Origin of the sequence: Aureispira anguillae (assembly GCF_026000115.1) — a bacterium.
Classification (GTDB): Bacteria; Bacteroidota; Bacteroidia; order Chitinophagales; family Saprospiraceae; genus Aureispira; species Aureispira anguillae.
In genome coordinates, this window is record NZ_AP026867.1 from 3,914,753 (window position 1) to 3,931,507 (window position 16,755).

General features: G+C 38.6%; 4 protein-coding genes. 2 read left to right on the top strand and 2 right to left on the bottom strand.

What is annotated here, in order from left to right; genetic code table 11:
- Positions 1 to 11: 11 nt before the first annotated feature.
- Positions 12 to 2,831, bottom strand: a complete 2,820-nt coding sequence (gene uvrA, locus AsAng_RS15300; RefSeq protein WP_264787965.1) for an excinuclease ABC subunit UvrA — start codon at positions 2,829 to 2,831, stop codon at positions 12 to 14.
- 298 nt (positions 2,832 to 3,129) lie between these two features.
- Here uvrA and AsAng_RS15305 point away from each other — a divergent pair, with 298 nt between their 5' ends.
- Positions 3,130 to 3,984 (top strand): M48 family metalloprotease, encoded by an 855-nt coding sequence (locus tag AsAng_RS15305; RefSeq protein WP_264787966.1) that lies wholly within the window; start codon positions 3,130 to 3,132, stop codon positions 3,982 to 3,984.
- A gap of 53 nt (positions 3,985 to 4,037) precedes the next feature.
- A complete protein-coding gene (locus AsAng_RS15310) occupies positions 4,038 to 5,135 on the top strand; it encodes a hypothetical protein (RefSeq protein WP_264787967.1) in 1,098 nt (365 codons plus the stop codon).
- A 48-nt stretch (positions 5,136 to 5,183) separates the two neighbouring features.
- Here the strand turns inward: AsAng_RS15310 and AsAng_RS15315 are convergent, their stop codons facing one another.
- Positions 5,184 to 16,748 carry a T9SS type A sorting domain-containing protein gene (locus AsAng_RS15315; protein ID WP_264787968.1) on the bottom strand — a complete coding sequence of 3,855 codons (11,565 nt, stop codon included), beginning with the start codon at positions 16,746 to 16,748 and terminating at the stop codon, positions 5,184 to 5,186.
- Positions 16,749 to 16,755: the final 7 nt, after the last annotated feature.

Here is a 16,755-nt window from a genome sequence, read left to right on the forward strand (position 1 = left end):
ATTGATTTATTTTATAATTCTAACTTTAAGAAACGTCCTGTATGACTTGTAGGATGCGCAGCAACAACCTCTGGAGTTCCTTCAACGACAACCGTTCCTCCTCGTTTTCCTCCTTCAGGACCAATATCAATAATATAATCTGCCATTTTGATCACATCCATATTGTGTTCAATTACAACAATTGTATTGCCACGATCAACCAGTTCCTCCAATACCCCCAACAATAACTTAATGTCAGAAAAGTGCAAACCAGTTGTTGGTTCATCCAAAATGTACAAGGTATTTCCAGTATCCTTTTTAGCCAATTCTTTTGCCAATTTGATACGTTGTGCCTCTCCACCCGACAAAGTAGTAGCGGATTGTCCTAACGTAATGTAGCCCAAACCAACCATTTGCAAAGTGCTTATGTATTGATGGATACGAGGAACCTTTTCAAAAAAGGTAGTGGCTTCATCTACCGTCATATCCAAAATATCATTGATGGATTCACCACCGTACAAAATCTCTAGCGTTTCTCTATTATAACGCTTACCGCTACAGTTCTCACATTCAACCTCTACATTGGGCAAAAATTGCATTTCAATTACCCGTCTACCAGACCCTCCACAAACTTCACAACGACCGCCTTTTACATTAAAAGAGAAACGACCAGGTTTGTAACCTCTAATTTTCGATTCAGGAGTGCTAGAAAATAGCTTTCGAATATTGTCAAATACTCCAATATAAGTAGCAGGATTAGAACGTGGTGTTCGACCAATAGGAGCTTGATCAATTTCAATCACCTTATCCACATGCTCAATTCCTTTAATGCTTTTATAAGGCATCGGCTTCTTAAGACTATTATAGAAGTGCTGTCTCAAAATGGGATATAAGGTCTCATTAATAAGTGTAGATTTGCCACTCCCAGAAACGCCTGTAATACAAACAAATTGCCCCAATGGAATCTTCAGATCAACAGATTTTAAGTTGTTCCCTGTTGCTCCCTTTAAAACAATATGCTCTCCTGTTCCTTTTCTGCGTTCTTGAGGGACTTCTATTTTTTGGCTATTATTCAGATAGGTAGCTGTAATGCTATCCTTAGTCAAAAACTCTTCTGGTTTTCCTGCTGCAACAACCTCTCCCCCTAACTTTCCAGCCAATGGTCCTAAGTCAATCAAATAATCCGCAGCCATCATAATATCTTTGTCGTGCTCTACCACTAATACAGTGTTGCCAATATCTGTTAAGTCACGCAAAGCCTTAATTAGTTGCTCATTATCTCTCTGATGCAAACCAATACTAGGTTCATCCAAAATATAGGTAATCCCAGTCAGTTGAGAACCTATTTGTGTAGCCAAACGAATACGCTGAGATTCTCCCCCCGAAAGCGTTCGAGCAGGACGATTCAAACTCAAATAGTCAAGCCCAACATCTAATAAAAAACCTAATCTCAAACGCAATTCCTTAAGGATGTCTTTTGCAATTGCCAATTGTCGCCCCGACAATTCATCGACAACCTCTCCAACCCAATTGTACAAATTTTGGATGTCCATCTGCGCTAAATCAGCAATATTTTTTCCTGCTATTTTAAAAAATAAGGCTTGCTTTTTGAGACGAGTCCCATTACATTCTGAGCAATCTGCCACCACCATAAATTCTTCTGCCCAGCGGCGAATTTTCTCGGAAGTAGATTCTTTGTAATACCGTTTAAGCATGTGAATCAATCCCTCCTTGGCTAGATTATGCGAAAACTCTTCTTTGCCAAATTTTCGAGCTTCAAATGTATTATCGCCTCCATGCAAAATCACATGCAAAGCTTCCTCGGTCAATTCTGAAATTGGAGTCGAAAAAGTAAAGTCGTACTTTTTGGCAATTGCACGCAGCTGCTTAAAAGTCATATTATTGCGCACCTCTCCCAATGGCAAGATTCCAATTTGATTGATCGTTTTTGAGTCGTCAGGAATAATCCGTTTGTATTCAACTTCATGTACAACCCCTAACCCCTTACAATTTGGGCAAGCCCCATAAGGCGAGTTAAAAGAAAAGCTATTAGGAGAAGGTTCTTCGTATGACAAACCTGTTTCGGCACACATCAAATGTTTACTATATTGAAACACTTCCTCTGTTTCATAGTCCATAAACATCATAAAACCATTGCCCAAACGCAAGGCTGTCTGCAAAGAAGCACCAAAGCGATCCTTTCGATCCTCTTCGATTACAATACGGTCTACGACCAGTTCAATATCGTGTACTTTGTATCGATCAACCTGCATTCCAGGCGACAAATCAATAATAAAGCCATCAATACGCATTTTAGAAAAGCCTTGTTTGCGCATTTGATCAAAAAGCTCTCTATAGTGTCCCTTCCTCGCACGAACCAAGGGAGCCAAAATCATCCCCTTTTTTCCTTCAAAGTTTTCAAAGATATGATTCGCAATTTCCTCCTCTGTATAACGCACCATTTTTTGCCCTGTATTGTACGAATAGGCATCTCCTGCCCGTGCAAAAAGCAAACGCAAAAAGTCATAAATTTCGGTAACAGTTCCAACAGTAGATCGAGGGTTTTTGCTGGTTGTCTTTTGTTCTATTGCAATTACAGGACTCAAGCCTGTAATTTTCTCTACATCAGGTCGTTCCATATCACCAATAAACTGCCTTGCATAAGCAGAAAAGGTTTCCATATATCGACGCTGCCCTTCAGCATAGATAGTGTCAAAAGCCAAGGATGACTTGCCACTTCCGCTTACCCCTGTGATCACAACCATTTGGTTGCGTGGTATACGCAAATCTATATTCTGAAGATTGTGCTCTTTCGCACCAAAAATTTGTATAAATTCCTGAGAATTTTCCATTTTTAATTCCAAATCAAATTTGCAAAGTGTTAAAGTATACCTTTTTAACGACTACTATCGCTATAATATGTCTTAGATGGTATATTTTTTGATGTTTTTGCACAATATCAATAAAATGTTATATTTGCCCTACTCCCCTTTTATATCACAATGATAGAGATAAACTCCCAATTATTCTAATTGTTTTTAAAGATTCTGTACAGAATGATATATGAATTGTACGACTTATATTTTTTAGCCAATATACAATTTATACATTATTAGATTTATAATACAACTATTGACTCAATTCGTAAATATGAACTTTTTTTATACTCGTAACTTTTATTTGTTTAATCTAGCTATTTTTGTTCTTTTTATGGTACAGAGTTGTATCTCCAAAAACGATACTCCCCAAAATGATGTTACTCCCGAAGATGATGCTGCAATAGGAAAAGCAATTGACAATGCCTTATTGGCTTATTTAGATACTTGTTCAGACAAAAAATATTTAGAACCAACCGACCATACAACAGTTTACAATTATATAAATCAACTTTGCCGACAAATAGATGGTTCTGACAACTTTACACTACTCAACAATGCTACAGATGCAGCAATCAATAGCCCAACCTTACGAATTCTAGAACATACGGGGAATACAGGTGCCTTTGTTGTGCCTGGAGGTTATATTTATCTCTACAAAGATTTTTTAAAAAAGCTAGATTATGAAGCTCAGTTAGTTCCCATTCTAACCCATTTGATGACCTGCTCGAAAAAACGATACGATATTCAAAAATTACAATCGCAGTTTTCAACCAACTTCTTATTAGATTTGGCATTGGGAGCCACCATCAATACAAGCTCTTCTAGTACCGATATTCATGCGATCATTGCTACGCTAGAAGACGATCCCTATTCTACAGATATTGTAGAAATCTTGGATAGAGAAGCCGAAAATATAGCTTGCGAATTGGGTTACGATGTTCAAGCTTATTCCAATTTGTTTATGAAAAATAATATTCAAAATATAAAATGGTGCCAACAGTTCCCTCGTGCTCTTTCTCTTAGTGACTATGCCAGTCATCTATTTAACAATGTCAGAGATTCATTATCTTGTAATGGAGAAATAGACGAAGGAGGCTTTCCTCAAATTAAAAATTTACTGAACTAGAATCGTCAATTCCTTTGTTCGAAAAAAGACAGACGCTTATATTTTTAACCTTAATGGGAACAAGCATATTTTCGATATGCTTGTTTCATTTTATGGCTTACCAAACAGACAGCCCTAGCTTTGTAAATGCCGTTGAGCTGCTCTTACAAGAAACGACCACAACCGATCGGCTTTTTCGCCTCAGCAAACCACTTAGTTTACTGTTGCCAACTTTTTTATATTCTATTTGTGCAATTCCTATTTCCTACGCTTTTTTATTGCAACAACTAATAGCCTATTGGCTTAGTGCTCTTTTTTTATATAAAATATTGGAGCAGATATTGGGGCAGTCCAAACTTGCTTATTTTGGGATGCTTGCCTATACGCTCTGTCAACCTCTTGCCGTGTATGGACTAGCAGTGTTGACCGATGGGCTAGGCTGGTGTTGGTTGATTATTGGCACTTGGATGAGCCTACAAATTGTCAATGCTCCTAAGATCTCTTATCGATCGTTCATTGGGTTAGGGCTTTTTATTGGTAGTGGTTTTTTTATCAAAGAATCAGCTATCATGATTGGTATATTTACCTTTTTTCTGCTTCTATTAACACCCAATTTCGCTCTCAAACAAAAACTAATTGGTTACCTTATCATTGGAGGAAGTTTCCTGACAACTTTTGGATTGGGCAATTGGCTAATCTACTATTTCTGGCAAGAGTCAATTTTTCAATGGATCACTTTTGGGCAAAACGATCCTCCACCATTTAGCTGGAAAGGCTTAATTGCTCAAAGTTATCATACCTTAGACAACTATTGGTTGCTGTTTTTTATTGGAATTCGAAGCAGTTTTTATTCCAAATCATTTAATTTTATCCTTACTTCATTTTTGTTGACAATCATTTTTAGTTGGTTAAGTCTTCCCTTCGTTTGGCCGTATTTGTACGATAGAATTTTATTTATGATTGTTCCCTACATGATTCTTTGGGTAGCCATCGGAGCGAACCAATTTGGTAAATTTTCATTCTCGCTTCTACTTTTGGGAGGGCTAATGAATTTGCTGGTTAGTTTTTTGATTTATAAATACCAAATTGCTGGTTTAATAGAAGGTAGCGCTATTATATTCCTACTATCCTTATTTTTTGCTATTGCCTACCATAAAAAAAAGCTAGACTGAAAACTCAGCCTAGCCTTAACCTTATTTTTGTTCAACAATGAACAATTATTATTTGATGACAATCAACTTACGTTGTGCATAAGTCTTGTTGTCTTCGCTATGAATCACAAAGAAATAAGCACCATCCACCAAACGTTCGGCATCAATCGCAAACTTACGTGTTCCACGCTCTGCAATTCCGATGTCCATTACACGACCTGTAACATCAATCAAACGCCAAGTATATTCACCTTCTAATGCTTTATCAAATTCGACATTAAAGAAGTGACTAGATGGATTTGGATAGACATTTAAGTTAAAGATTTCGGTGGCAATTTCATCTTCGATCTTCTTTGTTCCAGTATATCTATTCAAATCTTGTGTCGTTGCAACTTGGTAAATTTCCTCTGTGTCATTATTCTGAATGAAGACGACTACTTCTAACTGCGTTTCATTAAAATAAGCCTGTCCAAGTTGATTAGAGAAGTCCCAACTTTCTATAATGCGTACTGTATCCCCTGCTAGCCATTCATGATTTTCATGTGTTCCTCCATTATCAGGTAACATCTTACGAGCAACACTTAACATATTAAACCAAGGATGGTTTGGATTAGCATAAGTAAAGCTATCCTGAATAACAACTGCATGAATAAGATAATCTGCGGAGTCTTTGTCTACTAAAGCTTCTACTTTAGCCTCTACCGTTAATTCTTGCCCAACAATTGTAATTACCGTATCTATATCTATGCTAAAATCAGGAAACTGGAGCATGTCATAATCCAAATCCCATACATTTAAGCTATCTGATTGACCTGAATCAATGGTACGACCATCAATAAAGACCTTGTTAGGAGCAGCCGAATAATAACCTTTACGAGCTCCCAAATCACTTGTATTGGTAGCAAAGATAGGATCATTAACCATCAATCCATCATCTATCTGATACTGGATAAGAACAACATCCAAACCATAATTGGTATTAAAGATTTTGTTGTAAACTCCTTGGTCAATTACATCAGAACTATCGCCAAGTACATTCGTATATTCTATATTGTTGAAATGTTCTACCAATACATTACGAGTACGTTCACCAATCCAAACATTATCAAACGCCATTCCTTCATATCCATTACCAGAAGTACTATCAATTACGGTCGGTATTGCCGTAGCAAAAGCCAAACGGAAACGAATGTCTCGTTGTCGCTTAAATTGATCCAATCGTAGACGGGCACTTTCAAAGCCATAACTACGACCTGTCCAACCTTTGTTTAACAAAGTATCTTGAGCACCTGGTTTAGCCAATACAAAGTTTGCTTGATACCAGTTGATTCCCTCTCCTACATCTCCTACCAATTCCCATTTGTTGGTGGTATTATTATAAAACTCCATTACAAGACCATCTATTCCGTCCAATGCATCTCTCCACAAATCAAAAGCAATCATTGGGCGCTTAGAACTGCTAAAATCAAAACAAGGACTATAAACCCAAGCTTGCTGATTTTTTTGATATAACGTATCGGCGGCCATGGTCACCCAAAAACCATTGGAATGGTTAATCTGTGAACTGCTTAAACTGTTTTCATGTGTCCACACCTGACTAGGGGTTACATTAATGGGTTGATCTTCATACCAATCTCCTGGTCCAGCATTAAAATCTTCAAAATAATCCGTTGCTAAATCATAATAAGGAGATATAATGAGCGGTTTAGTGATACTATCGACACAGCTACCTTGATTTTGAACATACATGGTTACATTATACGTTCCATTTGTAGTGTACTGATAAGTAGTATCAGGAATTGTAATTTCTGAGGTATCTAAATGTGAATTAGTAATCGTACCATTTCCTTCAAAATCCCACCAAATTCTAGTAATAGAATCAATTCCTGCTACTAAATTACTCGCAGAACCATCAAAAGTAATATCCATTTGAGCACAGCCTCCATAAATATTAAAATCAAGTTCAGGACCACTAAATAAATAAATCCAGATCGAATCTTGATTCTGACATTGCGTAACTGGATCAACATAATGATAAGTAACTAGTCTCGGTCCAGCTAGTGAATTCAGATTAAGATAAAAACTATCTTGGATGCTTGTTAAAGCTAAATTATCGGTAAAATAACCTCCTAACGGACCTACTAATGCCTGCCTTAAATCATAAAGCCCTACTTGACGACAGAAAGTATCTTGATAGTTTGGACTAAATGTGATTCTAGGATAAGGACGAACTTCAAAAGTATCAAATACTTCTCCCGTACACCCTCGAGAATCTGTATAGGTATAATAAGTAGGATAAACAGCCGTAGAAGGCCCTGCCCCAACCATTAGACTAGGATCAATCCAATAAAAACTACTATCAATTTGATTCGTATCAATCTGCAAATAGCCAGACCCAAGATTGTATGGAGGGAATGCTAAGAAAATGCTCATGGCATCATTTTCACAATAAGAAGGTTGCAAATTCTGGAAATATGCGACAGGGATAGAATCGATTCGGATGCTATCATTGATTGTACTATAACAATCTCCAAAGGTAGAATTAGCAATATAAGTATAACTTATATCCACTTGATCGTGCCCTGTTGCTAGATAAGGATATAAGGTATCAAATAGATAAATAAAGTTTGGCAATGGCGTCCCATTTGAACTCGTCTCAGTAAAAGTCCCTGATTGAGCTCCCAAAACGGTTGTATAACTAATTTGTCCCATTGACCCTGTTACTACATTATTCTGTACCTGTACTTGAAATGAATCTCGATTTAAACAAAGACTATCTGGCAAATTTACAAAGGATAAATCAGGAGCAGCATGTACTCTTGTGACTAGTCTTGTTGTATCGACACAACCATAAGAAAATGGCGGCACCATATAAGTATAGGTAATCGTAACATCTCCTGTGTGTCCCATATCTAACACCGCAGAATCAGGATGAAAAGTAGCAACTCCAACTCCTCCTGCGCCATTTCGAACACCAGCTCCTGAGAAGGTACCATTTGTAATTAAGGCTCCTGAAATCGCCACTACATCAAGTGTTGCTAGCGTATCGTAAGCACAATGACCATTTCCTTGCGGATCTAGAGCAGCTGCATTAATGGCATTGCTATCTGGCATTCCTACCACTATCACAGTATCCATGCTAGTATTTGAACAGCCGTTGGCATCCGTATACATATAAGATACAATGTCTACTCCTGAGGTATTGGTTTGATAGTTTACAGGAAAAAATGCCGTATCCAATGGAGCATAAAACGGAACATGAATGAGGTTAGTTCCCATTGAACTCGTAAAGGTTCCTCCCAAAGGAGAGCCAGTAAGCATTACTGTAGGCTCATTTTCACAATAGAATGCATCTAGGTTAGTAAAACTAACAACAGGAGTCGTATCTAAAGTAATAGGATAAACAAGGCTATCTTGGCAACCTCTAATATCAGTATAAACGTATTTCACTTCTATGTTTCCTGGATCGCCTGCCAATGGATTAAATTGATAAGCAGAATCGACTTCATTGTGTACTCCTGAACCGCTCACATAACCAATTCCATCTAGAGAGCAGCTTCCTATTGTCATATCTCTCATTCTAACATTATCCAACCTTAGTGAACGCCCCAAAGCAGGAGTCACACTACGGAATCCTAAATAATATTGTCCTGTTGTAAAGCCAAGTGCTGGATCATGATAATGTTCTACCACATAACGAACATAAGTTAAATCATTGCTAATAGCAGTTTGAATATCTAATTGCGTGCCCATTGGAGCCGTAGCAGCCGATCCAATATTAACAACCAAACCTGCATCACAGAAACCAGAGCAGGTGGAATCTAATGCTCCTGCACGAGCCATGTAGGTTAATCGATACCTATGCCCAGCAACTAAATCTATCGATTTAGAAATTAACCACGAATCATTTAAAACTTGACTCGTATCAATAAAGGCAGCTCCGTCCGTAGGTCCTCCTTGAGCAAGAGAAGTTGTTCCTACCCATGTCTTTCCTGCAAATACATTTGTACTATTCCAACTTGGAGGTATTCCTCCTGCAAAATTTTCATCTAATACACTATGTCCAGGAGCAGCATACGATGGGCAGCCTGGTGATGGCGATACAACAAAATCTACCACTGGATCGTTGGCACAATATTGATTATTCAATCCTGGCGATACGGACAAACTCGGCAAAGCATGAATTGTAAAGGTATCTAAAGCCGAGGCAGAACAGCCAAAGGTATCTATCATTTGCAATTCGACAACGTGTATTCCTGGATTCAATGGCCCTGGAGAAAATACATAAGAAGGTTGAGGAATTCCCCCAATTTTTAAAATAGCGGTATCTGGAGCCAAAACATTATGCGTAATAGCTACATCTTGATCTGTATCACAAAATTCGTCTAAACCATTTGCTGTTGCAAAAGTAGGATTGAGCCCTTTGGAAATCGTAATGCTCATGGTGTCTGAATTGCGACAAGCGGCACCATTCAAGATATAAACTAAATCATAGGTAGTTGTCGCATTTTCAAGATTATTAACAGCATAAGGATTAATTACATTATTGGATAAGGTATCTCCAAATTGATACTGATTAGTCCCTCCATATAACATAAATAAACCTCCACCAAATGTATTGTTAGATGGATTACCAGCTAACAAATGCAGTACATTCTCTTGACAATAAAAAGAAGAAACAATGGTATCTACAATATTAACAGGAGATAAGTCTTCGATATAAATAGGTTGTACTATTCTAGCAATAACATACTCTAAGGTATCAAAACCTACCCCTACTCCTACATTATTTAGGGTATCTTCATTTCTATAAAATCCATATTCAATCACTAACGTATCATAATTACCAGTTACTGCTGTTGGATTATAAGAAAACGTTTCAGATCCAGCATTTGTATTTCCCGTAACAACACCTGCCCCTGTAACATTCATAACATGCAACTGATCCGTGTAAGTAGTTGTAACATTCGGATACAAAATACTAGGACTAGGAATAGGATAAGGGAATGCGCCATCTCTACCAAAACCTACTGTTCCAAAATTTCGACAAATTGTATCGGGAATTGCAATAGGAGTAGGTGCTGGCACAACAGTAATCGTATCTTCTATAGAGTTAATACAATCTCCACTTTGAATAGAATAGGTCAAAGGGTGTGGTCCTACTCCTGCATCAGCAGGCAAGAAAGACGTAGGGCTTCCCGCTGGATTGGTAAAACTACCACTAAAACTACTGGTATACAGCGGTTGCTTATTGGGTCTCGCTTGATAAGGTACTACCTGATGCACTAAGTTGGTTAGTAATTCCTCCGTTTGAGACACAGAAATTGTATTAAAAGTTACATCCGTTAATCGAACATCTTTTACTTCTTTTCGGATAGAAACGGTATCGTTAGAGGGGCATTGATTTCCATTCGTGTACGTTTCTATGTAGCTATAATATACATCTACCCATTGGTTTCCATTCGTATAAGCTGCTTGGTTTAATAAAGTAGGATATAAGGTATCCCCAACGACTACATTAGGGATTGTACCATTAGGCACACCTGCTGTAGTTACATAGAATGAACCGCCCGATGGATTACCAAATAAAGTGATTCCTGCTCCATTAGAACAAAGCATATTAGGCAAACCTGTAAAACTCAAGTCGGTATTGTGAATTAAAACAAATGGTGTAAACGTCGTATCATTTGTTGTAGAATTCACTAACATGAGGTAAGATGCATTAGCAATACCAGGCACTGTTAAATTTATCGTCGTGTTCCATCTAATATTCGTACCAAATGTATCGGGATCTGTAGTTACTGTATTCAAAGGCAGAATGACATAATTATCGTCACTGTCAAAGGCGTAAACTTGATCTATAGAGTAATCTAAATTGACTGTTGTAATGGTTAAATCATCGCCAACACAAGCTTCATACGGCACAGAAAGAGGGTTAGAATTTGTTACCGTTATTGCTGCGGGGGGCAATACCTCCAAAATATCATCTACTGTAAAAATACAACCCAAGGTATCATAATAATAGGTAATTAAATGATAACCCGCTAAGGTGTCATTGGGTTGAAACCAAACACTATCGGTTCCTGCTAATCCCGCATTTACAGGTAGCGCTCCATTATAAGGTGCACTTCCAAAATAACTAGATGCATTTGCTCCCAAAGAATCATTCCGTGCACTACTTGGGAATATCCAATTATTCATATCAATAGGATCACCATTTGAAGCCAGCGGAGTTCCTGTTGCCAATTGAGTGCCAATCATAACTAAAGTATCAAAATTTAGCATCATTCCGCTAGGTGGATCTACTTGGCGAATGTTAATGATAGTTGAAGTGTCCACACAACCATTAGAAGTTGTTACTTCTAAGTTATAAATCCCTGGAGTACTCGTAACATATTGGAAATTACTTGCGCCATTAATAGGATTTGTATTTCGTAGCCATCTAAATGAACAACCAATGCAATTGGCAGATGGACTCCCTAATGAAGCTGCATGCTCTAACGTAACAGATTGACCATTACAAATACTTGTATCTGTCGTATTGGCGGCAGCATTTAATGTTCCTATTGAATTTGCAATACCGACAACGTTGGAAGAAGCTAGACAGCCATCCTCTGTTACATTAACAATATATAAACCTGTTCCTCCTGCCCCTTCGGGGGTAGTATAAGTAGTCGTGGTATTTCCTATTGAGGCACTACCTCTTCGCCAATCATACGTACAAGTAACACAATTAGGAACCGTTACTTCCATAAATACAGTACCACTATCAGTACAAATAGCTGACGCTCCTACAGAAGTAGGATCGGCAGTAGCCCTAGCTGTCAACACAGGCAATATATCCACCGCCCTAAGTGGCAACAAATTAGAGATAGCTCTACAGTTTAAAGGATTCGTTACCTCCACTGTATAGACTCCTGCGTCATTCCCAGGGAAGGTATGGGAGGCGCCACTAGATGCTACACCTGATTGTCCTGTAGCAGGACTATTATTCAAGAATAAAGTATGATAATAAGTACCTGGTAAATTGGTAATAGAAGGGGTTGCCAATAAGGTTTCTCCTACTCCATTACAAATTACTGAATCAAGAGGAACTCCCCCTGTCGTATCTATTTCTAATAATACACTATAAGAACCATCACTAATGGTTAATATTGCTGAAGTGTCAGCACAACCATTAGGATAGTCTACTGCTATTTGGTAATCTCCTATATCATTGATATTATCTACAAGATGAAAAGTATCATTTAAAGCGCCTAGTACAGGGCTTCCATTTATTAGCCAAGAATAAGAACATCCTATACAACCTGTTGTAATCAACAAGGCATCTCTTCCATCACAAACAACGGAGGAAGATGAGGTAATTGCAGGAGTGAAAACAGAATTAACCACAATTGAAATTGTATCAGACAATTCAGAGCAACCATCCTTTGACACTTCTGCATAATAGGAACTAGTACTTACAGCCAATACACTATCTCGATAATTAGTAGGATCTACATTGGTTATTGCTGTAGAAGTGGTTCCATCAAACTCAAACCATTGATAAGAACACTCTGAGCACAAGGATACAGACAATACACCATATTCATTAGGGCAAATAGAAGGTGTATTGGTTGTAGCATGTGGCTTGCTCAAAGAAGGCGAAATAATATCTAATGCCGTAGTCTGTTCTACACATAAATGATAATTGGTCACTTCTACATAATAAGATCCTGCTGAGTCGGCAGAGTAAGCAGAGCCGATAGCTCCTGGAATTAAAATACCATTTCGATACCATTGATATTGCCAGCCTGCGTATAAATCGGTTGTCAAATCTACTGTAGCCCCTGAACAAACTACGGTATCGGCGGCAACGATATTAGGAGTAAAAGTCAATGAACTAACTAAAAAACTAGGCGATTCTTCTATACACCCATTTGGATAAACAACCTGTACCGTGTATGTACCTGCAACAGTAGTCGTATAAACAGAATCAATCGCTCCACTGATAACAGTACCATTGAGGTACCATTGGTAAGACACATTTGATAACGATCCTGTAGAAAGTGTGGTGGATTGCCCTGTACAAATAGAATCTGTAGTTCCTGAAATCGTCGGAATGGTTAAGGTTGTCGAATTTACATTAATTTGGTTTGTTTTATACAAACAACCATGTTGATTCTCTACTACTGCAAAATAATCTCCATTCACGGTAGTGGTATGAGTTTGAGTAGTTACTAATGGCGTTCCATTAGGCAAAGGGGCTGTATTAAACCAAGTATAACTACATCCTACACAGGGAGCAACTTCTAAGACCACATCTCTGCCAGAACAAACTTGTGTGGGATTTGCAACGACAGGAGAATTTAACCCATCTATTGATTCAATATAAACCGCAATATTGGATATATTGGTACAGCTATTTCCATCGACCACTTCGGCATAATAGCCTCCTTGATTGGTTATAAAAATAGTATCGGTATTGGCTGAGGTGTTCCACCTATAGGTCGAGCAAGTTCCACATTCCACATAGATAGTATCTATTTCTCCATCACAAAGGTATTTAGTCCCTGCCAGCGTATTTCCATCAACATCCCTTAATATTGGCCCTGGCAAAGGATTGACATCTATTGTTCGAACAAAATCTTCTTCGCAATCCTCCCCATGGCTTACTGTTAATAAAAGATCAAACGTTGTTGTTGTGCTAGGGTTTACGGTATGTGTCTGCCAATCGCTTCCATTCGTTGCAGTAATTGCTGCCCCAAGATCCCATTCATACGCTAAATTCCCCACACAAGTAGGACAATTGGCTCTCGCAATAATTCCCCCATTAATACAAATAGAAGTATCGACAACAAGCGGGTCATTATCCCCTGTTGGGTAAAAATTTACATTACCTCTCGATACAATAGTAGTAGTCGTTAAAGTGGTAATAGAATCGGTATTTCCACCACCTAAATCTTTATAAATGGTAACAGATCTAGTAATTGTATCTGGGGAGCCTGGATAAGACAAGACACTAATATCAGCCGTTGTTTCTCCTGTACTCCAAGCATACAAAGCAGTATAAGGAGGAGTCGTAGCAAAAAACGCCTCCATCTCTATGCTTTCTCCTTCACAAATATAATCATAGGTCAACAAGCCATTAGGAGGCTGTCCATTTTTAGATTTTCGCATCACGGGATCCGTACAATCCAAAATATCAAACGGTGGAAAATCTAAGGTTGCGGTACAGCCATTTGATGCGGTAGCCGTAACGCCCAATTCTACGCCTGTCTGGGCAGAAATTCCATTGTTAAGTTGATAATAAATAGATGTTCCAAAAAAGAAACCAGACGATATAATTCCTTGTCCTAAAGGATTAGGTTGGGCAGTCGTAGAGGCAGCATTTGGTGTATCAATTGTCCAAACATAATTATAGGATGATGAGCCATTGATATGATAATAATTAATTCTATTGTTACAGGGCGGACTAGGGTCTGACTTAATACTAATAGATGGACTCGGTTCTACATTAATTGCTCCTGTGTTATCATCATCCGCACAACTACCATTGGTCGCCTCCAGCCAGTAAGTAGTCCCATCGGTAGGATTAGGTACTAAAATCGGATTGCTACAAGACCCTGCGGCACAGTTGTAGACTGCGGCAGGGTTTCCAATATTGGGGTCGGAAGTATATACTGCATAAGAACTCGAATTTGAAAAACCTGCATCTGTTAGTTCTAAATTACCCGACGAACAAATCAAGGCTTGATTGCTTACCGAAACAACGGGTCCTGCTACAGCAACAATATGTGCATCATCAAGCGTTTGCGAATTGGTACATCCTCTCTCTCCTGTAACCGTTACTTCAAACCAACTGGTAGAAGCACTAGCCACAACAGGATTCACGGTCATTGGATTTAATGTATCTGTTCCTGTTTGTATAGTGTTAGATCCTTGTGTTGCTGCCCAAGTTGCCGATGTAGTGCCTTGACACAAATCACAAACGGCTAAAATTTGGGGCGTTGAACCATAACAAGCCGTTACATCAACATGAGCGGCAACAGGAGTGCCATCTATTTCAAAAGAAATCACAGGTTCCTCAACTCTAATGATTATGTCATCTGAGTTGGTACATCCATTATAACCTTCTACCGTTACCGAATAATTCGATCGATTAATTGGTGCAACAACTCCCAACCAAGAGGCAGAAGATGAAACTCGATTAGAAGCATCATCTGTAGGAATACTTAGCGTAGTAGCAGTTGTGGTACCATCAATAGGAATAGGTGTCACACCATCTTCTCCTAATGCCGTCCAAGTAACCGTTCTAAAATAAGATCCATTGGTGTTGGTCAAACATGGAGTTGTATAATTAGTCGCAGCATTCGGGTTCGAAACCGCTCCAGAACTGTTCTGTGACATATTAGTAGTGATATAATCTGAATCCGCACAACCATTCACTTCAAATTCAAGATTAACCCCTGTACAAATTGCATCTGCAATAGCAACATCCACAGAAGACATGGATGCAATATTCCAAGTTGCGTCCCCTTTGTTGTGATAAATTTCTACAGCAGGTATATCATTGACTGTAAAATCATCCTCCTGTTCAAACGTTGAACTACAACCATAATCATTGGTTGCCACCACCACAATATCATACAACCCAGGAGCTACCCCTACTGTACCAATAGTAGCTGGAACAATAGTTTCTCCGTCCGAGCCATTCGCAGTTGCACTATGAGAACCTGCACTAAGGATAGTTGTACCATTGGCGACAATAGGTAACCCGCTCACCGAACTTTCTCGAATAAACCATTCATAAGTTCCCGTAACGGAAGGTGTTACCGTAGGACAATCTCCTGTACAAGTTATGCTGATCGCCTGATCTCCATTGATGCAAATTTCACCATTTGTTGCAGCAGTATATGGATTGGGATGTGTTGCTGCCCCAAAAGTCATTGCAGATAAACTAGGAATATCTCGAACCGTAACATCTGTTGATGCAACACTGGTACAAACCAATGCTCCACTAGCATAAGAAACACTACTCGTAACCTGCATGGTAGCCGTATTTCCTACTCCAATACCATTAATTGTACTAATTCCCATTGTATGATCCTCCGTATTTCCTCCTACAGATGCCCCATTCTGAGTCCAAGCAAAGGTAGCTGCACCACAGTCACCAGCACAAGTATTCGCTAGTTCTAATGGGCTTCCATAACAAGCATTATAAGTTGCAGGTAAGCTGTTTATAGCACCAGTCTGTACACTAAACGTTAAGGTTTCTGTTCCTCCTGATCCTGTACAATTTCCGCTAGCATCATTCCTTACTGTAATCGTAGCTGTATAGCTTGAACCTGTTCCTACAAACCGAATCGTTAGATTACCAGGAGAAGCTAGACAAGTAGCCGTTGTTCCTGCTGAACCATTAAATTGCACATTCCCACTATTGGTACCAGTTGCCTGAAAAAACATAGGATTGGCAGACCCTGAGGTTCGAGAAAAATTAAGGGTATAATCTACATTAGGGCATACATTAACAGGCGTACCTACTGCAATGCTCGTACCATCTAAATTATAAATCTTTTGTCCCAAAGCTGTTTCTGAAAAAAAACAAATGACTATAGTATACAATATAATATGTAGAATTCTTAGAGGTCTCATAAACATT